Source organism: Sphingobium sp. BYY-5 (genome assembly GCF_022758885.1).
In the GTDB taxonomy this organism is placed as follows: domain Bacteria; phylum Pseudomonadota; class Alphaproteobacteria; order Sphingomonadales; family Sphingomonadaceae; genus Sphingobium.
In genome coordinates this window covers 833,554-855,889 of sequence record NZ_JALEBH010000001.1, presented here as the reverse complement: position 1 = coordinate 855,889, position 22,336 = coordinate 833,554, and the positions used below count along the sequence as shown (strand labels likewise).

Annotated in this window: 21 protein-coding genes; 7 read left to right on the top strand and 14 right to left on the bottom strand. The window is 63.7% G+C overall.

The annotated features are described in order from the left end of the window. Positions 1 to 3 precede the first annotated feature (3 nt). A complete protein-coding gene (locus tag MOK15_RS04185) occupies positions 4 to 975 on the top strand; it encodes an SDR family NAD(P)-dependent oxidoreductase (RefSeq protein WP_242930455.1) in 972 nt (323 codons plus the stop codon). Between the two features lie 33 nt (positions 976 to 1,008). Here the strand turns inward: MOK15_RS04185 and topA are convergent, their stop codons facing one another. From topA to MOK15_RS04160, 5 genes are all read right to left on the bottom strand, one after another. Further along, the gene (gene topA / locus MOK15_RS04180; protein WP_242930454.1) at positions 1,009 to 3,564 is read right to left on the bottom strand and encodes a type I DNA topoisomerase; all 2,556 of its coding nucleotides are present in this window, start codon (positions 3,562 to 3,564) and stop codon (positions 1,009 to 1,011) included. 64 nt (positions 3,565 to 3,628) lie between these two features. Further along, a complete protein-coding gene (locus MOK15_RS04175) occupies positions 3,629 to 4,225 on the bottom strand; it encodes a hypothetical protein (RefSeq protein ID WP_242930453.1) in 597 nt (198 codons plus the stop codon). Between the two features lie 44 nt (positions 4,226 to 4,269). Further along, positions 4,270 to 5,361, bottom strand: coding sequence for a DNA-processing protein DprA (gene dprA / locus MOK15_RS04170; RefSeq protein ID WP_242930452.1), 1,092 nt, complete (start codon positions 5,359 to 5,361; stop codon positions 4,270 to 4,272). Beyond that, positions 5,358 to 5,972 (bottom strand): glycerol-3-phosphate 1-O-acyltransferase PlsY, encoded by a 615-nt coding sequence (gene plsY / locus MOK15_RS04165; RefSeq protein WP_242930451.1) that lies wholly within the window; start codon positions 5,970 to 5,972, stop codon positions 5,358 to 5,360. The genes dprA and plsY overlap by 4 nt, the downstream gene beginning before the upstream one ends. Positions 5,973 to 6,063: 91 nt before the next feature. Further along, positions 6,064 to 6,807, bottom strand: a complete 744-nt coding sequence (locus MOK15_RS04160) for a CPBP family intramembrane glutamic endopeptidase (RefSeq protein ID WP_242932619.1) — start codon at positions 6,805 to 6,807, stop codon at positions 6,064 to 6,066. A 123-nt stretch (positions 6,808 to 6,930) separates the two neighbouring features. Here MOK15_RS04160 and murI point away from each other — a divergent pair, with 123 nt between their 5' ends. Continuing rightward, positions 6,931 to 7,734 (top strand): glutamate racemase, encoded by an 804-nt coding sequence (gene murI, locus MOK15_RS04155; RefSeq protein WP_242930450.1) that lies wholly within the window; start codon positions 6,931 to 6,933, stop codon positions 7,732 to 7,734. A 177-nt stretch (positions 7,735 to 7,911) separates the two neighbouring features. After that, on the top strand, positions 7,912 to 9,138 hold the full coding sequence (hemA, locus tag MOK15_RS04150; RefSeq protein WP_242930449.1) for a 5-aminolevulinate synthase: 1,227 nt from the start codon (positions 7,912 to 7,914) through the stop codon (positions 9,136 to 9,138). 40 nt (positions 9,139 to 9,178) lie between these two features. On the opposite strand, the gene MOK15_RS04145 is transcribed toward hemA, so the two are convergent. The 3 genes from MOK15_RS04145 to MOK15_RS04135 all read right to left on the bottom strand — a co-directional run bounded on the left by MOK15_RS04145 (position 9,179) and on the right by MOK15_RS04135 (position 11,606). Next, entirely contained in the window at positions 9,179 to 9,598 is a 420-nt protein-coding gene (locus tag MOK15_RS04145; protein ID WP_242930448.1) for an antibiotic biosynthesis monooxygenase, read from the bottom strand. Between the two features lie 143 nt (positions 9,599 to 9,741). Continuing rightward, positions 9,742 to 10,386 carry a class I SAM-dependent methyltransferase gene (locus MOK15_RS04140; RefSeq protein ID WP_242930447.1) on the bottom strand — a complete coding sequence of 215 codons (645 nt, stop codon included), beginning with the start codon at positions 10,384 to 10,386 and terminating at the stop codon, positions 9,742 to 9,744. Further along, entirely contained in the window at positions 10,383 to 11,606 is a 1,224-nt protein-coding gene (locus MOK15_RS04135) for a DUF3419 family protein (protein ID WP_242930446.1), read from the bottom strand. The genes MOK15_RS04140 and MOK15_RS04135 overlap by 4 nt, the downstream gene beginning before the upstream one ends. A gap of 198 nt (positions 11,607 to 11,804) precedes the next feature. Between MOK15_RS04135 and MOK15_RS04130 the strand changes: the two genes are divergently transcribed. The 4 genes from MOK15_RS04130 to MOK15_RS04115 all read left to right on the top strand — a co-directional run bounded on the left by MOK15_RS04130 (position 11,805) and on the right by MOK15_RS04115 (position 16,100). Further along, positions 11,805 to 12,152, top strand: coding sequence for a GFA family protein (locus MOK15_RS04130; RefSeq protein WP_242930445.1), 348 nt, complete (start codon positions 11,805 to 11,807; stop codon positions 12,150 to 12,152). An 84-nt stretch (positions 12,153 to 12,236) separates the two neighbouring features. Then, positions 12,237 to 13,442 carry a saccharopine dehydrogenase family protein gene (locus tag MOK15_RS04125; RefSeq protein ID WP_242930444.1) on the top strand — a complete coding sequence of 402 codons (1,206 nt, stop codon included), beginning with the start codon at positions 12,237 to 12,239 and terminating at the stop codon, positions 13,440 to 13,442. 123 nt (positions 13,443 to 13,565) lie between these two features. After that, positions 13,566 to 14,753, top strand: coding sequence for a carboxynorspermidine decarboxylase (locus tag MOK15_RS04120; protein WP_242930443.1), 1,188 nt, complete (start codon positions 13,566 to 13,568; stop codon positions 14,751 to 14,753). Positions 14,754 to 14,900: 147 nt separating this feature from the next. Continuing rightward, positions 14,901 to 16,100, top strand: coding sequence for a type III PLP-dependent enzyme (locus MOK15_RS04115; RefSeq protein ID WP_242930442.1), 1,200 nt, complete (start codon positions 14,901 to 14,903; stop codon positions 16,098 to 16,100). A gap of 73 nt (positions 16,101 to 16,173) precedes the next feature. Here MOK15_RS04115 and MOK15_RS04110 read toward each other — a convergent pair whose 3' ends face one another. The 6 genes from MOK15_RS04110 to MOK15_RS04085 are packed head-to-tail and all read right to left on the bottom strand — an operon-like array spanning position 16,174 to position 22,323. Continuing rightward, positions 16,174 to 17,379: a class I SAM-dependent RNA methyltransferase gene (locus MOK15_RS04110; protein WP_242930441.1), complete on the bottom strand. Its 1,206-nt coding sequence runs from the start codon at positions 17,377 to 17,379 to the stop codon at positions 16,174 to 16,176. Further along, positions 17,376 to 18,767 (bottom strand): NAD(P)H-hydrate dehydratase, encoded by a 1,392-nt coding sequence (locus MOK15_RS04105; protein ID WP_242930440.1) that lies wholly within the window; start codon positions 18,765 to 18,767, stop codon positions 17,376 to 17,378. Before MOK15_RS04105 ends, MOK15_RS04110 begins: the two co-directional genes overlap by 4 nt. After that, complete coding sequence (locus tag MOK15_RS04100) at positions 18,764 to 19,129, bottom strand: hypothetical protein (protein WP_242930439.1); 366 nt, start codon at positions 19,127 to 19,129, stop codon at positions 18,764 to 18,766. The genes MOK15_RS04105 and MOK15_RS04100 overlap by 4 nt, the downstream gene beginning before the upstream one ends. Continuing rightward, positions 19,126 to 19,842 carry an N-formylglutamate amidohydrolase gene (locus MOK15_RS04095; RefSeq protein ID WP_242930438.1) on the bottom strand — a complete coding sequence of 239 codons (717 nt, stop codon included), beginning with the start codon at positions 19,840 to 19,842 and terminating at the stop codon, positions 19,126 to 19,128. The genes MOK15_RS04100 and MOK15_RS04095 overlap by 4 nt, the downstream gene beginning before the upstream one ends. Beyond that, positions 19,839 to 20,714 (bottom strand): 4-(cytidine 5'-diphospho)-2-C-methyl-D-erythritol kinase, encoded by an 876-nt coding sequence (locus MOK15_RS04090; RefSeq protein ID WP_242930437.1) that lies wholly within the window; start codon positions 20,712 to 20,714, stop codon positions 19,839 to 19,841. Before MOK15_RS04090 ends, MOK15_RS04095 begins: the two co-directional genes overlap by 4 nt. Continuing rightward, positions 20,701 to 22,323, bottom strand: coding sequence for a tetratricopeptide repeat protein (locus MOK15_RS04085; RefSeq protein WP_242930436.1), 1,623 nt, complete (start codon positions 22,321 to 22,323; stop codon positions 20,701 to 20,703). The genes MOK15_RS04090 and MOK15_RS04085 overlap by 14 nt, the downstream gene beginning before the upstream one ends. Positions 22,324 to 22,336 lie beyond the last annotated feature (13 nt).

The window sequence follows — 22,336 nt, the reverse complement described above, 5'->3', positions numbered from 1 at the left end:
GCAATGAGCCAGATTTTCGGACAATATTCCACCACGGACGAGGTGCTGGATGGCCTAGACCTCAGCGGCAAGCGCATCCTGGTGACGGGCGTGTCGGCGGGTCTCGGCGTTGAAACGGCCCGCACGCTCGTCGCCCATGGCGCTGATATCGTCGGCACCGCCCGTGACCTCGACAAGGCTCATCGAGCCACAGCGCAGATCGCCCCCGGCCCGCAAGGCGGTTCGCTCGAACTGATCGAACTCGATCTCGCATCGCTCGCCAGCGTGCGCGCCTGTACCGATGCGCTCCATGCCGATGGTCGACTCTTCGATATCGTCATCTGCAATGCCGGGGTCATGGCCTGCCCCTTCGGCAAGACGATCGACGGGTTCGAAATCCAGTTCGGCACCAACCATCTGGGCCATTTCCTGTTCGTCAACCGGATCGCGGGGCTGATTAGGGACGGCGGCCGACTGGTGAACCTCTCTTCCGCCGGACATCGTTTCGCCGATGTCGATCTAGACGATCCCAATTTCGACCATAGCCCTTATGAGGAATTTCTTGCCTATGGCCGCTCCAAGACGGCGAACGCCCTGTTTGCCGTTGAGTTCGACCGTCGCCATCGCAACCGCGGCGTCCGCGCGACGGCCGTGCATCCAGGCGGTATCCACACCGAGCTTACCCGCCATATGCGCGAAGAACATATGGCCGCCCTGCTCAACAATCTGAACGAAGCGAATGCCGCCGCCGGCCGACCGGCCTTCGAGTTCAAGTCCATCCCACAGGGCGCAGCGACCTCGGTCTGGGCCGCGGTCGTGGCCGATGCTGACACGGTAGGTGGCCGCTATTGCGAGGATTGCCATGTCGCGGAACTGGCCGACGACAATGACGACAGCTTCGCAATCAGAGGCGGCGTGCGCAGCTACGCGCTCGACCCGATCAAGGCCGAAGCGCTCTGGATCACCAGCGAGGAGTTGGTAGGCGAGCGTTTCTGACACCCGCCGAATGGAAATGACGGCGGTAGCGGGTTACTCCGCCGCCGCCTTCTTCTTGGCCGGCGTTGTCTTGGCGGCGGGCTTCTTCGTCGCTGCTTTCTTGGGCGCGGCCTTCTTCTTGCCCTTCTTGGCCGGCGCCGCCGCCGCCCGCGCATCGATCAGTTGCGCCGCTTCTTCCAGCGTCAGCGCGTCCTGCTCGATCGTCTTGGGCAGGGTCGCATTGGTTGTGCCGTCAGTGACATAGGGGCCATAGCGTCCCGCCATCAGCTTGATCTCGGCTTCCGTGCGCGGATGCTTGCCCAGCACCTTGAGCGGCTCGCGCGACGATCCACCTCGGCCACCCTTGTTCGCGGCTTCGGCCAGCTTCACCACGGCGCTGTTCATGCCGACCTCGAAAATCTCGGCGGTCGAGGACAGCCGGCCATATTTGCCGTCGTGCAGCAAATAGGGACCGAAGCGGCCGATATTGGCGACGATCGGCAGGCCGGTCTCAGGATGCAGGCCGACTTCACGCGGCAGACTCAGCAGTTTCACCGCCCAGTCGAGCGTCATTTCGCCATCGGGCAGATCCTTGGGGATGGAGCCGCGCTTGGCCTCCTTGCCTTCACCCATTTCGATATAAGGGCCGAAGCGTCCCGACTTCTTGACGATATCCTGCCCGGTTTCGGGATGCTGGCCCAGCACCTCCGGCCCGGTGTCCGCGCCGTCCCCGCTACTGCCCGGCTGACCGAACTTGCGGGTGAATTTACATTCCGGATAGTTGGAGCAGGCGATGAACGCACCGAAGCGGCCACCACGCAATGAAAGCTGCCCGTCGCCGCACAGCGGGCAGGCGCGCGGGTTGCTGCCGTCCGCCTTGGGCGGGAACAGCATCGGCTCCAGGAACTTGTCGAGTGCCGCGGTGATGTCCGACGGCTTCTGCTCCATGACCTCGGCGGTCTTGGGCTTGAAGTCGCGCCAGAAGGCTTCCAGCACCGCCTGCCATTGCGCGCGGCCGCCGGAAATATCGTCCAACTCGTCTTCCAGACCCGCTGTAAAGTCATAAGAGACATAGCGTTCGAAGAAACGTTCGAGGAAGGCCGTCACCAGCCGGCCGCTCTCCTCCGCGAAGAAGCGGTTCTTCTCGATCCGCACATAGTCGCGATCCTTGAGCACCTGAAGCGTCGAGGCATAGGTGGATGGGCGACCGATCCCCAGTTCCTCCAGTCGCTTGACCAGGCTGGCTTCGGAATAGCGCGGCGGCGGCTGGGTGAAATGCTGCTCGGCCGTTACCTTCTTCTTGGCGGGCGCGTCACCTTCGTTCAGGCGCGGCAGCAGCTTGCTATCATCATCGTCGCTGTCGTCGCGGCCTTCCTCATATAGAGCGAGGAAGCCGGGGAAGATCACCACCTGCCCCGTGGCGCGCAGCGCATGGCTCCCGCTGCCATCGACCAGGTCGATCGTGGTGCGCTCCAGCCGTGCGGAGGCCATCTGGCTCGCCAGCGCCCGCTTGAAGATCAGGTCATAGAGGCGCGCATGATCGCCCGACCCCACCTTGTCCCGGCCGAACTCAGTCGGACGAATCGCTTCATGCGCTTCCTGCGCATTCTTGGCCTTGGTCTGATACTGGCGCGGCTTTTCGGGCAGATAACCGCCGTCATAACGCTCCGCGATCGCCTTGCGTGCGGCGGAGATGGCGCTGCCATCCATCTGCACACCGTCGGTACGCATATAGGTGATCGCGCCATCCTCATAAAGCTGCTGCGCGATCCGCATCGTATGGCTGGCGGAAAAGCCCAGCTTGCGCGCAGCCTCCTGTTGCAGCGTCGATGTGGTGAAAGGCGCGGGAGGATTGCGGCTGACCGGCTTGGTCTCCACCTTCTCGACGGTGAAGCGGCCGGCCTCCACGTCCGCCTTCGCGGCCATGGCGTCGCCTTCCTTGCCGATCGTCAGGCGATCGATCTTCTCGCCCTTCCAGCGGACCAGGCGCGCGGTGAAGCCCTGCCCGCCCTGCTCCATCTCGGCAGCGACCGACCAATATTCCTGGGGCGTAAAGCTCTCAATCTCGCGCTCACGCTCCACCACCAGGCGAAGCGCCACCGACTGGACGCGGCCCGCCGACTTGGCGCCGGGCAGTTTGCGCCACAGCACGGGCGACAGAGTGAAGCCGACCAGATAGTCGAGCGCACGGCGCGCCCGGTAAGCGTCGATCAGATCCTCGTCCAGCGCGCGGGGCTTCGCCATCGCATCCAGCACCGCCGCCTTGGTGATCGCATTGAACGTCACCCGATCGACGACCGAGGGCAACGCCTTCTTGGCGCGCAGCACCTCCTGTACATGCCAGCTTATCGCTTCCCCTTCGCGATCCGGGTCAGTCGCGAGGATCAGGCGCGTCGCCTTCTTCGCCTCGTCAGCGATCGCCTTGAGCTGCTTGCCCTTGTCGCCATAATTTTCCCACGACATGGCAAAGCCGTCGTCCGGGTCCACTGACCCGTCCTTGGCCGGCAGGTCGCGGATATGACCGTAGCTGGCGAGCACATGGAAATCGCCGCCCAGATATTTTTCGATGGTCTTCGCCTTGGCGGGCGATTCGACGATGACAAGCTGCATTCAGGCCCCGGTTTCAAAATCTCTCACGTATACGCGCGAGTGTGTAGGGTGGTGGAGGTATGCGTCAAGCGCCAGTGGTCAAGTCCGCCGTTTCGCGAGCGACGCAAGCATAACTCGCGACGCTGACGACATAAGTCAGCAAGATAAGTGCATTCATGAAGGCGTTCCCGATAAATGCGTCGATCAATCCGCTGGGCCTGTCCGGTGCATGGCCGAAATAATCCAGACCGATTAAGCCAGCCAGAAACAGAAGGAGAAGCGCGCCGACAGGCAAACCCGCAGCCACTTCCCATCCCTTCATTCGTTGCCAACTGATTTTCATCGCTTCGATAATATTCGTCCGTTCCCCGACAAATATGGGCCAGGCCATGAACCAGCGCAGATAGAGGAACAACCCCGGCAAGATCAGCAACAGCAGGCCAAGCAGGGTCGCAAGTCCGGATAATATGCTGAGGCCGAACAAGCCGGTCAGTCGCGGGGTCAGGGAATCATCGCCCGACACGGCCCGGACGGCCAGATAATTCAGCACCGCGCCAGCAACGAAGACGCCGATATTACTGAATAAATCACCGGCACGCACATCGACATAAACATAGAGAACGCTGCCCATGCCGCTCAACAGAAGGATCGCCAGAAAGAAGGGCTGAGCGATCATCGACATGATCCTGCGGCTTTCGTCGATGATGATCCTTGATCGCACCGGGATCATGTCAATTCTCTTCCACTGATACGCCCACCGGCATGTCGTTCCAGCCGGTCGGCCAGTTCCAGTTCCAGCAGCACCGTCTGCACCACCGCTGGCGACAGACCGGACAACCGGATGATTTCGTCCACCGGCACGGGCGCGGGCCCCAGCAAGGCTATCACCGCTGTACGATCCTGAGCCGCCACGTCGCTCGACACCGGTTCACCGATGAAGTCGAACCTGCCCTGCCGCACCATCCGCGGATCGAAGCCGCCGATCGCCTCCATGATATCCGCTGCGCCCTGCACCAGCATCGCGCCCTCTCGGATCAGCGCGTTGCACCCCTGAGCGCGCGGATCGAGCGGCGATCCGGGCACTGCCATTACCTCGCGCCCCGCCTCGCCCGCCAATCGCGCGGTGATGAGCGATCCGGATCTGGGCGCAGCCTCGACCACCACCGTTCCCAGCGCCAGCCCCGCGATGATGCGGTTGCGCGCCGGGAAATGCCGGGCCAGGGGCTGAGTGCCGGGCGGATGTTCGGTGACGAGCAGCCCGCCCTCCGCCACCTGCCGCTGCAAAGCCGCATTTTCCGGCGGAAAAACGATGTCGATGCCGCTGGCGATCACGCCGATCGTCCCGCTTTCCAGCGATCCGCGATGCGCCTCCGTATCGATGCCGCGCGCCAGACCCGACACCACGACCGCACCGTGCTGCCCCAGTTCCTGCGCCAGCATCCGCGCAAAGCGGCAGGCCGCCGCCGACGCATTGCGCGCGCCGACCATCGCGACGCAGGACCGGGCCGCCAGCGCCGCATCCCCCCGCACGATCAGGGCGGGCGGTGCACCCTCCATCTGGTCAAGCAGCGCGGGATAATCAGCATCGCCCATCAGCAAGTAACGCGCACCCAATGCCCGGCTGGCCGCGATTTCCCGCTCTACCGCGCCCGCATCGGCGACGCTCGCCCGGCCGCCGCCGCGCGCGGCAAGATCGGGAATGGCGCGCAACGCCTCGCCCGCCGTGCCGAAGCGCGCGAGCAACTGCCGATAACTGACCGGACCGATCCGGGGGGAGCGTATGAGACGCAGCCGGTCGAACCGCTCCTGATCGCTCACTCCGGCGAAGCTCCAAGCCTGGACTTGCCCACCTTGGGTTCTTCGCCCTTCATCAGGCGGGCGATATTTGCCCGGTGACGCCACAGCACGATCAACGCCAGCGCAAGCGAAACCGGGACAATATCCAGCCGACCAAAGGCCCACATGGCAATAGGCGCACTCACCGCGGCCGCCATGCCGCCCACCGACGACCATTTGGTTCCGAACAGCGCCCCCAGCCACACGACCGCGAAGGTGATGCCAGCAGGCCAGTACATGGCCGTCACCACGCCCATCATCGTCGCCACGCCCTTGCCCCCGGCAAAGCGCAGCCAGACCGGGTAGCAATGGCCGATAAAGGCCATCGCGCCAGCCATCGGCCCGCCACCGTCGATCAGCGCCGCGCCGATCAGCACCGCCGCCGCCCCCTTGAACAGATCAAGCAGCAGCGTCGTCGCCGCCAGCCCCTTGCGCCCCGTGCGCAACACATTGGTCGCGCCGATATTGCCCGACCCGATTTTGCGCAGGTCGCCCGCACCCGTAAAGCGCGTCAGCAGAAGGCCGAAAGGGATGGAACCGAGCAGATAGCCCAGAACCAGGACGAATGCGGGAAGAAGCCAGGGAGGGGTCATGAAATTCGCCAATAGAAGTTGCGCGCGACCATAGCGTGACGGGCGCGCGGAGCAATGGGGAGCTGTAGCCGCGAAGCAATGGCGAGTGACTTCATGCCGAAATCACCGCCTGACGGCGACGATCCCATATCCGCCAAACCCGCAATATCACCAGCCACGCCACTACGCAGACAATGCAGATCATGATCCGGTGATGATCGTCAGGGATGATCCGTTTAAAATCAGTGGTAAGGCCCATGATATTGCCAAGAATATGGAAGGCCGTCGCCGCCAGTACGGACCGGGTGCGGTCCGCCACGAAACCTATGCCTGCGCTGGCCAGGATCATGAAAAACAGGGTTGCAAGCTCACTGGACAACGGATTGCCGCCCAGCCAGGAAAGATGCCAAGCATACCAGAACAAACCGACCATGCTGTATTTAACGGGCGCCGACAGGCCTCCCAGTTCATCCTGGAGATAACCACGCCAGCCGATTTCCTCCAACAAGGCGTAAAACATGATCCAAAGCCCCATGTGGACGCCGAAAAGATGAGGCTCGATACCGAAATCATTTGGAATGCCCCGGATTGCCATGACGATCGCAGGAACCGCGACCATGACGAGGGCAAGGGGAAGGTTAGTCCCGCCCAGACTGAACCGACTGCGATAGCGGAATAGCAACCAGACCAGCATTGCGCCTAAGGCAGGACCGGCGCCGGCAACCAGATGGAGATACATGGCCCAGGCGCCCGCCTCCACGGAAGTCGCCTGATCTGTGTGCCAATAATAGCGCGCCAACGCGGAAATGCCGATTGCGACCAGATAATAGATACCGATCCTTGTCCATCTGCCCATGGTCACAGCCCATCCGCTCCAGAAACAACGCGAACCTTATGCCCGGTTGACGGAATGGCGCAAATGGCCGCGTACCGCCCTTATGTTGACAGTCCGGCAACGGCCCGCGAAATAGGAAATATAATGACGGTCGCTCCAGATGCTCCCATCCTCTTCTTCGATTCCGGCGTGGGCGGGCTTTCCATTCTCGCTCCGGCCCGCGCGGCGCTCCCGACCGCACCCATCGTCTATGCCGCCGACAGCGCCGGTTTCCCCTACGGCACCAAGAGCGAGACGGAAATCGCCGCGCGCGTTCCCGCATTGCTGGGGCGCCTGGTCGAACGTTATCGCCCGCGCCTCGCCGTCATCGCCTGCAACACCGCGTCGACCATCGCCCTGCCCCATGTGCGCGCTGCGCTCGACATCCCGGTAGTCGGCACCGTCCCAGCGATCAAACCCGCAGCCCTTCTCTCGAAAAGCCGGGTCTTCGGCGTGCTCGGCACGGACGCCACCGTGCGCCAGCCCTATGTGGACCGCCTCGCTGCCGAACATGGCGCGGATTGCATCATGTTGCGCCATGGCTCCGCTGCGCTGGTGCAACTGGCCGAAGCGAAGCTGCGCGGCGAAACGCTCGACCCGGCGATCGCACGGGATGCGCTGGCGGGCCTGCTCGATCAGCCCGGCGGCGACCGGATGGATATGGTCGTCCTCGCCTGCACGCATTTTCCGCTGGTGGAAGAGGAACTTGCCGCCGCAGCACCGCATCCGATGGGCTTCGTCCATGGCGGCGAAGGCATCGCCCGGCGCATCGCTTTCCTGACCCAGGGGCAATATTGGCCCGACGCACCGTCATCCGGCACTGCCGTCTTCACCCGCATCGACGACAAGGTGGAGGCGCTCCGGCCGGCGCTCGCCACCTATGGCCTCACCCGGATCGATGCGCTGTGAAAGCCATGGGCCATTTGTCCAATGGCGAATTACTTCTATCACAATAATAGGTTTTTCTCCCTAGAGTTGCGAGCGGTTATCGCTGGTAATGACGGGGCTGCGCAGGTAAATGCGGCATCGGGTAAGAGGATGGCGCAGCATAAAATGAGCGCGCGAGGAAACGGGAAGACAGGCGTAGTGAACTACAAACACATCTTTTCGCAGGCGATCGACCGGCTCCATGAAGAAGGCCGGTATCGCGTGTTCATCGATATCCTGCGCAATCGCGGGTCCTATCCCAATGCGCGCTGCTTCCATGGCCATAACGGGCCCAAGCCGATCACCGTCTGGTGCTCCAACGACTATCTCGCCATGGGCCAGCATCCCAAGGTCGTCGCCGCAATGGAAGAGGCGCTGCACGATGTCGGTGCTGGTTCGGGCGGCACCCGCAATATCGGCGGCAACACCCATTATCATGTCGACCTGGAAGGCGAGCTGGCCGACCTGCATGGCAAGGAAGGCGCGCTGCTTTTCACATCAGGTTATGTCTCGAACGAAGCGACGCTCTCCACGCTCGCCAAGCTGCTGCCGGGCTGCATCGTCTTTTCCGACGAACTGAACCATGCGTCGATGATCGCGGGCATCCGCAATTCCGGATGCGAAAAGCGTGTCTTCCGCCACAATGACACCGATCATCTGCGCGAACTGCTTGATGCGGAAGACCCCGATGCGCCCAAGCTGATCGCTTTCGAAAGCGTTTACTCGATGGACGGCGACATCGCCCCCATCGCCGCGATCTGCGACCTAGCCGACGAATATAATGCGCTGACCTATTGTGACGAAGTCCATGCGGTCGGCATGTATGGCGCGCGCGGCGGCGGCATTTCCGAACGCGACGAAGTGGCCGGTCGCATCACCATCATCGAAGGCACGCTGGGCAAGGCATTCGGCGTCATGGGCGGCTATATCGCGGCCGACCAGATGATCGTGGACGTGATTCGCAGCTATGCGCCCGGTTTCATCTTCACCACTTCACTGTCGCCAGTGCTGGTCGCGGGCGTGCTGGCAAGCGTGCGGCACTTGAAAGGCTCCAGTGAAGAGCGTGAGGGCCAGCAGGCTTCGGCCAGCACGCTCAAGCAACTGATGCGCGACGCCGGCCTGCCGGTCATGCCCTCCGTCACGCATATCGTCCCGCTAATGGTCGGCGATCCCATCAAGGCCAAGCGGATCAGCGACATATTGCTCGCCGAATATGGCGCCTATGTGCAGCCGATCAACTATCCCACCGTCCCGCGCGGCACCGAGCGTTTGCGCTTCACGCCCGGCCCGGCCCACACCGAAGAGATGATGCGTGACCTGGTATCAGCGCTGGCGGAAATCTGGGATCGCCTGGAACTGGAAAAGGCCGCGCGGCAGGCAGCGTAAGAGGGCGATGGGGCGGATTGTCGTCCACCCTTGCCAGTCTTCACATGCAGATGACTGGACCGCCTTCCCGCCCAGCCGACTTGGCGCACAGCAAGATCGGCTGCGTCTCGACCAGCCTCAGCGACTTCACCATCTTCTCGGTCGATGTCTTGTACTTGATGAAATGCGGCGCTTTGATGTGCGTCTCATAAGCTGACCGGCTCGCATAGACTTCCAACAAGCGAATCTGCGCCGGATTATCGGCGATCGCGACCGAATGGAGCATCAGGACGCCGGGTTCCGATCGCACGGACGCCTCCTGCTCTTCGGCGAGGATGGCCTTGTAGGCGTCGAGTTGCGCTGGATCGATTTCCAGTTCTGCGATGCGAACCATCAGCGGTTCGGCATCCGGCTGGGCTGACAGGCCTGGTCCGGCAAGCAGGGCGGCAGATGCGGCCGCGATCACAACTTTCATTTTCATACGATTTGCCCTTGGATTCCGTGGACCTTCGCCCGGCAACCGTCGGTCATGCTCTAACGCAAGTCCGACAGATCATCCTGCCGTTTATGAAGACCCTCATCGTCCGGCGCAATGCATGGGCAGCAGCAGCATGACCGCAACGATCAAACCCTAATCAGCCCACCCCGTACGGCATAGCCGCGATAGAGCGTCCGGCTGTGCGGGAAGCCGCCCATATCCTGTGCCAGCCGCTCGATCGCTGGCCCCAGCTCCCGCCTCGGCGACACATGGAAACGCGCCAGCCATCCGAACAGCGCCCGCCTCCACATGGCTGGTAGCCGGTCCTGCTGGCCGAAATCGACGATCTCCAGCTTGCCGCCCGGTGCCACGCAGCGCGCCGCCTGCGCCAGCGCCATTTCCCATTCCGGGATCATCGACAGGGCATAGCTGATGAACACCCGCTCGAACCGCGCCCGACCGAACAATGCCTCCGGATCGAAGCCGCAGGCATCCCCCTGCGCCAGCGTCATCCGATCGCCCATCCCTGCTTTCGCCACCGACAGGCGCGCCGTTTCCAGCATCGCCTCGCTGATGTCGACGCCATAGAGCCGCGCCTTGGGCCATGCCTTGCCCACCGCAATCAGGTTGCGCCCGGTGCCGCAGCCTATCTCCAGCACCGCTCCGCCCGCCGGCGGATCGAGATCGGCGATCAGGCCGTCACGCCCCAGCAGATAATATTTGCGGGTCAGATCGTAGATATGCCGCTGGTAACGATAGACCCCGTCCATCAACTGGCGATGCCCGCTCACGCCGCGTCGTCCTTCAGTACATAGAGGTGGACGCCGCCATAGATGGCCGACCGGTCGCGCGCGGTATAATCCAGCGATGCTTCCACATGATACGCCCAGCGGTTCAGCACCGCATCAACCACCCGGCCCGGCAATATGCTCGGCTCGCCCGCCGTACGGAACAGCACACGCGCGCCGGGCCTGGCCGTCCGCGTGATCTGCGCCCACAGAGCATTCAACTGATCGTCATCCATCCAATCCTGCGCATCGAGCAGGATATAGCGATCCGCCGACGCAGCCGGCTGGCTAGCCAGGAAGTCGGTGAAATTGACATGCCGTACATCGACCCGTTCAGCTCTGGCCCGCACCGCTTCGTGATTGGCGGCCTGCAAATAAGGCGGCAGCGGCCCTTCGCCCCCGGCATAACCGCGCCCGAACGCCTGCACCGCGAAATAATTATCCTTGAGGTCGAAGTCGCAGGCGAGCTTTTCCAGCCGTGCCTTCAGCACATTATCCATCCGATCGTCGCCAGCCAGCGCCTGGAACTGGGCGGGCGGGATGCCAAGGCCAAAGAGCGAGGCGGGCTGGCTGGTCAGCCAGCGCACGAACCCCTTGTCGAAGATCGGCGCCAGTTCGCGCTCGAAGATTTCGCGCTGTTCCTCGCGGCTCCGGGCATCCAGCATCCGCTTGGGGTTCACGCCATGCAGCCGCGCCAGCAGATGCGCCGCGCCGATGAAGCGCCCCAGCAACCCATGTTTATAGATGCCCCGCGCGAAACCGCCGATCCGCCGACGGCCGATCAGGTCGCGCCCTTCCCAATAGCGGCGCGTCGCTTCGTCCAGGTGCGGCGCGACATAGGCGCGATAGGCGGTGATGTTCGCTTTGTTGTCCGCCTGCGCGAAAAAGCGGTGAAAGGCGGCATGATCGGGCAGGGTCCGCGCCGCCATCAGCTTCAGCCGATTGAGCGCTATATGCGCGGTGTTGAGGTCGATCGCGGTGATCCTCACCGGATCGGCGGTCAGGTAAGAAAGCACGTTGCAACCGCCCGAAGCGATCGTCACCACATGGCTGTCGGGCGTGATCGCCAGCGCCTCCATATCCACCGCCGGATCTTCCCAGATCTGGGCATAGACGAGACCGCGGAACGCAAAAGTGAAGGCGCGCTCCAGCAGCCCTTGTTTCGACAGGTGGCGATGACGGTGCACCGCGTTCGTGACTTTTTGATGGGCTGTCGCTGCCATGACGCACTCCTCGCTGCCGGGTCGTTGGTGGCGCGGATAGGGCAATGGCATGTCGCCCGCGTTACGCGCGCGTTACGCGGCGATGACGGCGCCTGAACGATCCTACGGAAGGCGTGGCCTGGAAATATTTCTATTGGTCATTTCGTTCTCTTCCTCCCCCTCCTATCATAAGGGAACAGCATAAAGGGAGACAAGATCATGGCCTATACCGGAAGCTGCCATTGCGGCGCTGTTACCTTCACCGTAGCCGCCGACGCGCCGGCCGAAGCCATGACATGCAACTGCTCACATTGCAGTCGCAAAGGCTTCATGCTGACCTTCGTGCCAGCGGACCAGTTTACTTTGGAAAGCGGCGAGGACCAGCTCACCGACTATCTTTTTTACAAGCACAATATCACGCACCAGTTCTGCAAGACCTGCGGCACGGAAGCCTTCGCGCTCGGCAAGACCCCCAACGGACCGATGCGCGCCGTCAACCTGCGTTGCGTGCCGTCCGTGGATATCGACGCGCTCAGCATCCAAAAGGTCGATGGCGCCAGCTTCTGACAGTCTGACTTTGCGCTGTCACGCGACGCCCCTATATGGGCGCTTTCGCGCATCGGGCGCGACCATAGTCATGGAGCAGTTGAATTGAGCAAGGTTCTGGTCATTGGCGCGGGCGGCGTCGGGTCTGTCGCGGTCCACAAGATGGCTCAAAACCCGGACATCTTCAGCCATATCACGCTCGCCAGCCGCCGGATCGTGAGTTGCGAGAAAGTCGCCGAATCGGTGAAGGCCCGCACCGGCGTCACCATTGACGTGGCACAGGTCGACGCCGACAATGTCGCAGAGACGATCGCGCTGATCGAGAAGGTCCAGCCCAAACTGGTCGTGAATCTCGCCCTGCCCTATCAGGATTTGGCGATCATGGACGCCTGCCTCGCGACGAAGGTCGATTATCTCGACACGGCCAACTACGAACCGCGCGACACCGCCAAGTTCGAATATAGCTGGCAGTGGGCCTATCAGGAGCGCTTCAAGGAAGCCGGCATCATGGCGCTGCTGGGGTCCGGTTTCGACCCCGGCGTGACCAGCGTCTTCGCCAGCTACATCAAGAAGCATCTGCTCGACCGGATCGATACACTCGACATTCTCGACTGCAACGGCGGCGACCATGGCCAGCATTTCGCCACCAACTTCAATCCGGAAATCAACATTCGCGAAGTGACTGCGCCGTCGCGCCACTGGGCCAATGGGGAATGGGTCGAAGGCCCGGCGCTCAGCCACAAGCAGGTGTTCGACTTCGATCAGGTCGGCGAGAAGAACATGTACCTCATGTATCATGAGGAACTGGAATCGCTCGCTACCCATTATCCCGAAATCCAGCGCATCCGTTTCTGGATGACCTTCGGCGACGCTTACCTCAAGCATCTGGAAGTCCTCCAGAATGTCGGCATGACCCGGATCGATCCGGTCATTTACAATGGCCAGGAGATCATTCCGCTCCAGTTCCTGAAAGCCGTGCTGCCCGAACCGTCCAGCCTGGGCTCCACCACCAAGGGCAAGACCAATATCGGCGACATCGCGACCGGCGAGAAGGACGGCCAGCAAAAGACCGTCTATGTCTACAATATCTGCGATCATGAGGACGCCTATGCCGAAACTGGCAATCAGGCGGTCAGCTACACCACCGGCGTTCCCGCAATGATCGGCGCCGCCATGATGCTGACCGGCGCGTGGAAGGGTGAAGGCGTGTTCAACATCGAACAGTTCGATCCCGATCCCTTCATGGACATGCTGAACAAGCATGGCCTGCCCTGGCAGGTGAAGGAACTGGACGCACCGCTGGCCTTTTAAGCGCCGCGGACGTTCAAAACATCGTCATCCCCGCGAAGGCGGGAACCCATCTCCCGACCTCCCGCCGGGGATGGGGTTGGAGATGGATCCCCGCCTTCGCGGGGATGACGGAGTTATTGCTAGATGGAAACCCGTGCCGGCGATCCCGCCGCCTTTGCCCGCTTCGACCTGTATCGCGTCCCCTCGCCTGCTTTCGTGGTGGATGAGGTAGCGATCCGGCGCAACCTATCGGTCCTGCGCGACATTCGCGACCGCGCGGGCATCAAAGTGCTGGGCGCGCTCAAGGCCTTTTCCATGTGGTCGCTGGGGGGCGTGGTGGCCGAATATCTGGACGGCGTCTGCGCCTCCGGCATCTATGAGGCGCGCCTTGGGCGGGAGGAATATAGTGGCCCCAAGGGAGACAGGGAAGTCGCGACCTACTGCGCCGCCTACAAGCCCGACGATCTGGCGGAAATCCTCAAGATTTCCGACCATGTGATCTTCAACAGCCCCGGTCAGATCGCGCGGATGAAACCGGTGATCGACGCCGCCCGCGCCGAAGGCCGCGTTTTCGACATCGGCCTGCGCCTCAATCCCCTCAATCCGGAGGGGGAGGTTCCCAAATATGATCCGTCACAGCCGCACAGCCGTCTCGGCTTCCCGATCGACCAGCTTCGCGCCGAACATCTGGAAGGGGTCGACGGCCTTCATGTGCATAACCTGTGCGAACAGGATTTCCTGCCGCTTCAGCGCACCTGGGCGGCGATCGAACCGCGCGTCATGCCGCATATTGCTGGCTTGAAATGGCTGAATTTCGGCGGTGGCCACCATGTTACCCGCGCCGATTATCAGATCGACGACCTCATCGCCTTCCTCCATCGGATCAAGGCGCAAACGGGGCTGGAGCTTTATATCGAGCCGGGCGAGGCGATGGCGCTCGACGCGGGTATATTGGTCGGTGAAATCCTTGACGTCATCGACAATGGGATGCCGGTCGCCATCACCGACATCTCCGCCACCTGCCATATGCCCGACGTGATCGAGGCGCCCTATCGCCCCGCCATGCTGCATGAGCCGGCGGAGGGTCCGGTCACTCGACTCGGTGGCCCTTCCTGCCTGGCGGGCGACATTATCGGCGATTATCGAGTCCCCGGCGGCGCGGAACCGGGTGCACGGATCGCGTTCCTGGACCAGGCCCATTATTCGATGGTGAAGACCAACACATTCAACGGCGTTCCCCTGCCCGCCATCTGGCTTTGGAACTCGGAAACCGACGAACTCAAGGAAATCCGGTCCTTTTCCTACGCCGACTTCAAGGCTCGCCTCTCCTGACGCACGTTTCATAGCGGGTCGCGCAATAATATTTTCATATGCGCTTTACAGGGGGGACCCCTCCGCATATATCGGCCGTCCGCTGCCCCATGGGACTTCCACCGCAAGGCAGCTTTTCGCCCTGAACTACACTGGAGGTCCCTTGAATTGCACAAGCATCCTAGCGCGCTGGGGGTAGCGACCACCCTCACACCGGCAGCACCGGTAACGCTGATTCGTCCCGCAGCCGCAGCGCGGGCCGCTCGATTCTTCGTTGAGAAGTTTCCGGGCCGCTCGCTCTATGCGGTCAAGGCGAACCCGTCACCCGATCTGATCCGCACGCTGTACGCTTCGGGCATCACGCATTTCGACGTGGCCTCGATCGCAGAAGTGCGCCTGGTCGCCGAGACGCTAGTTGGTGAGGATCAGGTAAAGCTTTGCTTCATGCACCCGGTCAAGGCCGAGGAAGCAATCGCCGAAGCCTATCATGTCCATGGCGTGCGCACCTTCTCGCTCGACACGATCGACGAGTTGGAAAAGATCATGCGCGCCACGGATGACGCTACCGATCTGGAACTGTGCGTTCGTCTGCGCGTGTCGTCCGAGCATTCGGAACTGAGCCTGGCGTCCAAGTTCGGCGCAGAGCTGGGCGAGACCCGCGAACTGCTGATGGCGACCCGTCAGGCCGCCGATGCGCTGGGCATCTGCTTCCATGTCGGCAGCCAGGCGATGAGCCCGCAGGCCTATAGCGACGCGATCGAGCGCGTCCGTGCGGCAATCGTCGACGCGGCGGTTACGGTCGACATCATCGATGTCGGCGGCGGCTTCCCGTCCGTCTATCCGGGCATGGAACCGGTAGCGCTGGAAAATTATTTCGACGCCATCCATCGCGGCTTCGAAAGCCTGCCGGTCAGCTATTCGTCCGAACTGTGGTGCGAACCCGGCCGTGCGCTGTCTGCTGAATATAGCTCGGTCCTGGTGCGCGTGGAGCGTCGCCGTGGCACGGAACTCTATATCAACGACGGCGCCTATGGCGCGCTGTTCGACGCGGCGCATATCGGCTGGCGCTTCCCCGTCGCCCTGCTGCGCGAGGAAGAGAGCGAGGAGGAGCTGGAAGGCTTCTCCTTCTACGGCCCGACCTGCGACGATATGGACCATATGGTCGGCCCCTTCATGCTCCCTGCGGACGTGAAGACCGGCGACTATATCGAAATCGGGATGCTGGGCGCCTATGGCGCGGCCATGCGCACCGGTTTCAATGGTTTCACATCGGAATCGACGATCGAGGTTGAGGATGAGCCGATGGCCAGCCTCTACACCGAAACCGTTCCGGCCCGTCGTCGCGCAACCGTCATCAAACTGGGCTAAGCCCGGTTCCAGCTTCCCCGTTGGAGAGGATAGCATCCCTCGCCGCTTCCCCCCTTGCGGCGAGGGATTTTTCTTATCTGCGGAAGATGCCGACCAGTTCGACATGGGTGGTCCAGCGGAACTGGCCAACCGGTTTGACGCTTTCCAGCCTGTAACCCGCCCCGACCAGATGCGCCGCGTCACGTGCGAAACTGGCGGGATTGCAGGAGACATAGGCGATCAGCGGCACGCTCGACGCGGCCAGTTGCAGCACCTGTTCGCGCGCGCCGGCGCGGGGCGGGTCCAGTATGACCGCGGCGAAACGGCTCAATTCTTCGGGCGTCAGCGGACGGCGGAACAGGTCGCGATGATCCGCCATCAGACGCCTCTGCGCCCGCGCCGCCGCCAGCTTCAGCGACAACACGGCATCCCGCGCGCCCTCCGCTGCATAGACCGCATGTTTGTCCCCCAATGCCAAAGCGAAAGTGCCAAGGCCGCAGAAGAGGTCGGCAATCGGCCCTGTCTCCGGCAGAGCCTCCCGCACCGCGCCCACCAGGGCCGCCTCACCGTCGGGCGTCGCCTGGAGGAATGAAAAAGGCGGAAAGCCCACGGGCGCGCCGCCAAAGCTAACTGTCGCCGCCTCCGGCTCCCAGCGCGTCTGCGGCCCGTCGCCCTCATCGATGGTAAGCCGCGCCAGCCCATGGCTGCGGGCGAAATCGCCCAGCGCCTCATCCGCCGCCAGTCCATCGACCCGTACAGCTTCGAGCAGCAGATCGACGCCCTGATCGATCAGCGACATGCGCACATGCGCCGCCCTTTTATCCGGCAGGATCAGTCCCAGCAGGTCACGCAAAGGCGCCAGCAGCGCGAACAGCCGGGGATCGAGTACCGCGCACATCTGCAGGTCGATCAGCTTGTGACTGCCCTCCTCGGCAAAGCCGATGGTGATGCGATTGCCCGCCCGCGCCGCACGCAGCGATGCGCGCCGCCGCGTCATCGGCGGGGAGATATGGGGCGGCAGCACCGCGTCGGGCGTGACGCCCTGCCCCGCCAGTGCGCCAGTGACGCGCGCCGTCACGAAATCGGCATAGCTCACCTCGTCCAGATGCTGGAGCTGGCACCCTCCGCAGGCCGGGAAATGGTCGCAGGGTGGTGCAGCGTGATGGACACCGAACAGGACAGCTCCATCCGGCCCGATCCGGTCGCCCGGCGCGGTCAGGGGAAAGTGGCGGCCGTCGGCGGTAACGCCATCGCCCTTGGCGGCGACGCGGATGATGGTGTCTGTTTCGGTGTCGGTCACAATCGCGCGGCGATAGCCGCTGGCAGCGCTCCAAGCAAATCATCCGCAACAAAGGCCGGACCGGACCGCCGCGCAGCCTCTCCATGCAGCCACACCGCCTCGCACGCCGCCCGGAAGGGATCGCCCGTCACCGCCAGCCGCCCGGCGGCCAGCCCCGCCAGCACATCGCCCGTCCCGGCCGTCGAAAGCCAGAATGATGCGCCGCCTGCCACGGCCGCCCGTCCGTCCGGCGCGGCGATCACGCTATCTGCGCCCTTGTAGATGATAACCGCGCCCGATGCGCGCGCTGCCGCCAGCGCGCGATCGATCTTGCTACCGGGAAGATCGCCGAACAGCCGCTGAAACTCGCCTTCATGCGGGGTCAGGATCGCCCCGGTCGGAATGGCGCGTGCGCCCGGCTGACCCAGCAGCGTCAGTGCGTCCGCATCCAGCACCATGGGATGCCCCGCATCCAAAGCCGCATCCAGCCGCGCCCGGCCATCGGCATCCAGACCAAGCCCCGGCCCCACCAGCACGACATTGATCCGTGTGTCCTCCAGCGCCTTGCTGATCGCGCCGGGTGCCTCGACCTGCTGGTTGATGATGGCATGTGGTCCGGCGACGGGGCGGTCGATGGCAAAACGACGCACCGTCCCCGCGCCCGAATGGGCGGCGGCGATGCTGGCGAGCAGGCTGGCGCCGGGCATTCCGCCACCGATCACCGCTACCAGCCCGCGATTATATTTATGCGCATTGGCCCCCGGCGCCTGCAACAGCGGCGGCGCCAACCGATGCACCGCATCTGGGATCGCGATGCCGATATCCGCCAGCACCAACCGGCCCATCCGCGCCGCCGCCGGGTAGAGCAGATGAGCGGGCTTGAAGGCGCCTAGCGCGATGCAGGTGCCAAAGCGCGGCATGGCCGAAAGCAGCGCCCCGCTGTCCGTCTCCACTCCGCTTGGCAAGTCTATGGCGTGGGACAGCATGGCCGTATCCGCCAACGCGCACAGTCGCGCTGCGACCGTTTCGTCCAACCCACGGGTCAGGCCCGTACCGAACAAGGCATCCACCAACTGCGTCGCCGGCTCAGCGGTCATCATGTCCTCGACCGGCCCGGCCCAGGCCGCGCGGGCGCGCTGGCTCGACAGGGTCCGGCTCTCCCCCAGCGCCGCTACTCGCACCGCCACGCCCCGCTCGCGCAATATCCGTGCGATCACGAAGCCGTCACCGCCATTATTGCCCGGCCCGCACAGGATCAGCGCATCGCGCCGATGGCCCGCGCGCCAGATAATCTCCGCCGCCGCCGCGCCCGCAGTCTCCATCAAGCCATAATCGTCAACGCCCGCATCGAAAGCCGCCTGTTCCGCAGCGCGCATCTGCGCCGCCGTCAGAATCGGCCCGCCGGTCATTTCACCGTATCCGCGATCTGCGCCGGCAGCCGATATCGGTCGTCGCCCGCCGCCACGTCGATCTGCCGTTTCCCGGTGATGCTGAGCGTCGCCGGTTCCGCTCCGTCGGCCGACTCCAGCCCGCGCCCATCCGCCAGCACCCGGAAACGGCGAAACCCGCCGTCGGGATGCCGGATGGTAAGCGTGTCACCCCGGCGTTCGACCAGGCAGTCACGCGCCCATTGCTTCGCGCTGCCGGTCATGCAGTCGGCCTTGCCATCATCGACTAGCCCGGTGTCCGTTTCGCTGTCCGCCTTTGGCGCCTGCCCATCGCAACCGGCCAACACCATCAGCATCGCCAGCCCGATCAGCCGCCCTTTCATGCCAGCCGTCCCCGGCATTCCAGTGCAACCGGCCCGATGATCCGGGCAAAACGCGCCTGCCCAGCCGCGTCGTTCACCAAATCCTGCCGCATCTCGATACCCAGATAGGGGATGCCGTTGGCTTCGGCATGACGATTCATCGTCGCGTTCAGAAGCTGCCCTGAATAAGGCAATTGGTCGCCGACCTTAAGCCCCGCCGTTTCCAGCAAGGGGATGGCGATCCGCGCGGCGCGATCATCCTGATTATAGAGTATCCCGATGTCCCACGGTCGCTGCTGCCCCGGATCGCTCGTCAGCCGGGGCGTGAAGCTGTGGACCGACAGGATGAAGGGCGACGTCATGCCATCCAGCAGCCTGCCGACCTGATGATGATAGGGATGGTGGAAGCGGAGCATCCGTTCGGCCAGGTCGGCGTCACGATTGCCGGGAATGGCATGGCCGTCGCTCATCACCGGCAGCAGTCCCGGCGCATCGTCTTCCCGATTGAGGTCGATCACCAGCCGCGACACGCCGCCAAGGATCGCGGTGGCTCCCAGTTGGGCCGCCAGGAGCCGGCTTACCTCCGCCACGCCGATGTCGACGGCAATATGCTCCCCAAGCAGCGCAGGGTCGATACCCAGGTCGATATCGTCCGGCACATGGGCAGAAGCATGATCGGCGACGATCAACAGGTCGAGCGCACCGCCGTCAATCTGGGTAAAGGCCTCGCTCATGCGCTCCTGATCCGTGTTTCCATGATCCACCAGCCGGGATGTTCCGCCCGCACGGCTTGTACCGCGTCCGCCATCGCGGCCATATTCCCGAACAGCCCGAAGCAGGTCGCGCCCGATCCCGACATGCGCGCCAGCAGCAGGCCGTCTGCACCCCGCAGTGCATCCAATATCTGCGCGATCCCCGGCGCCACCGCAATAGCCGCATTTTCCAGGTCGTTACGGCCCTCTTCTATCAGCAGTTCGAGGCTGGCGGCGTTGAGCGAACCCCGATCCTGCCTGTCCCACCCGGCAAAGACGCTCGCTGTCGACACGCCAACGCCCGGATTGACCAGCAACATCGGGAGTCCTTCCAGCCCATCGACATTGTGTCGCGCCAGATGCTCGCCGCGTCCGGTCACCAATTGCGTGACGCTGGCGACGCAGGCCGGGACGTCCGATCCCAGGTCAAGAGCCAGCTCCGCCAAACGCTCCGGTTCGATCCGCACATCCCAAAGCCGCACCAGCAGCCGCAGCGCCGCCGCCGCATCCGCCGACCCGCCGCCGATGCCCGACGCAACTGGCAGGTTTTTCGTCAGTCGGATCGCTGCGCCCCGTCGCTCACCGATATGCGCCTGCAACGCCCGCGCGGCGCGCGTAACGAGGTTGTCCGACCCCGCCTCCAATCCCGCGCCGAACGGGCCGTCGATTATCAGGCCGATCACGCCGTCGTCGGTCGTCTGCCCCTCCAGCCGATCGCCATCTTCGGCAAAAACGAACAGGCTTTCCAGAGCATGATAGCCATCGTCCCGCCGCGCCCGCACATGCAATGCGACATTCACCTTGGCATAGGCGGTTTCGACAAGCGTTTCGGCCTCCACGTCAGGGTGCGGCATATTCGGGCGTCAATCCTTCCTTGCTCTTCGCCGCCAGTCGCGCAGCGACATCGCCTTCGGCATAGACGGATGCGGCGTTCCAGGCATAGCGCGCCTCATATCGACGTCCTGCCGCCCACAGCGCATCGCCCAGATGCTCGTTGACCGTTGGATCGCCCGGCGCTCCTGCCGCTGCCCGTTCCAGCACGGGCACGGCGGCGGCGACATCGCCGGATATATATTGCGCCCAGCCAAGCGAATCCGTGATCGACGCATCCTGTGGCTTGAGCGCACTCGCTCGCTTGAGCAGTTTCAGCGCTTCCTCGACATTCTGGCGCCGTTCGATCTGCGCATAGCCCAGATAGTTGAGGATCACAGGTTCATTGGGCGCCAGTTTCGCGGCGCGTTCCAGCACGGTTCGTGCCTCGTCCCAGCGTTTTCCCTGTTCCAGCGCGCTGCCTTCGAACAGCAAAAGGGTCCAGGGGACGGCATCGGGGGCATAGCCGACCTGCGCTGCCCTGAACGCCGCCGCCGCCCCGGTAAAATCCTTCGCATCCGCCAGCAACCGGCCCAGCCGAACCTGGCGTTCGGCGTCCGCGCCCGGTTCGGCAGCGAGGGTCCGGGCCAGGGCAATCGCGCCGTTGCGGTCGCCCGTCTCGGCCTGCGCGTTGACCAGTTCGGCCTGAGCCAATCCGCCATACCAGCTTTTGACCGGTACTTTCCCGGCCTCCGCAGCGCCAAAGGCCGGATAGCCGCCAATCGTCAGCAACTGGGCCGCGATGATATGGGCCTCCGCACTTTGCGGATCGGCGAAGGTGGCGATACGCGCCAGCCGCATGCCAAGCGTAATCCCCGCCTCGTCCGACGCGATGTCGGCGGCGAGGCGCGAGAGCAGCCGCGCAAAGCCCTGCGCCGGGGTCAACAAAGCCGTTCGCCCCTTACTATCCTTGCCCCGACTGATGTCGGTCCGCGCGATCGTGAAATTCGCGTTCCCCTCCGGCAGAAGCGCCAGCGCCTCCGCCTTCGCTCCCTGAGCGGCGAGTTGTCCCGCAAAGCTCAGCCGGAGGGCCGCGCTATCATTGGCGCGAAGGCTGATCGCCCGCTGCATCGCGGACAAGGCCGTTGCCAGATCACCCGACCTGATCGCCTGGAAAGCCACATGCTCATCCAGATAGCGGTGGGCCAGCGCGGCAAACTGTCCCTTTTCCTCGATCACGGGGGGAACATACTGTCCCTCTCCCAGCGTGATCCAACTGCGCGCGATCGGCGCCAGGAAGGCGAAATTACCCTCCGCCACCATGCGATCGATCAAAATGCGTGCGCCCGCCCAATCCTTGCGCGTCAGCGCGTCACCGACCCACAGCAAGGTTCCGTCACGCGGCAACATGCCCTGCGCATCGAGCAGGACGGCCGATCGCATGGCCAGCGCCTGGTCGCCACTCTCCAGTGCCTGCGCATAGGAACGGCGCGCAATATCCGTATTGTCCGGATCGAACGCGAGCGCAGCGCGGTAGCTGGACACGGCGCTTCCCAGCGCGCCGTCCCCATCCGCCAGCCGCGCCCGCGCATAGGCGTGCAGCGCGCTGGCGGGATCGACCGACGCCTCGGCCACCGCCGGGATCGTCAGCAACAGGACCGGGATC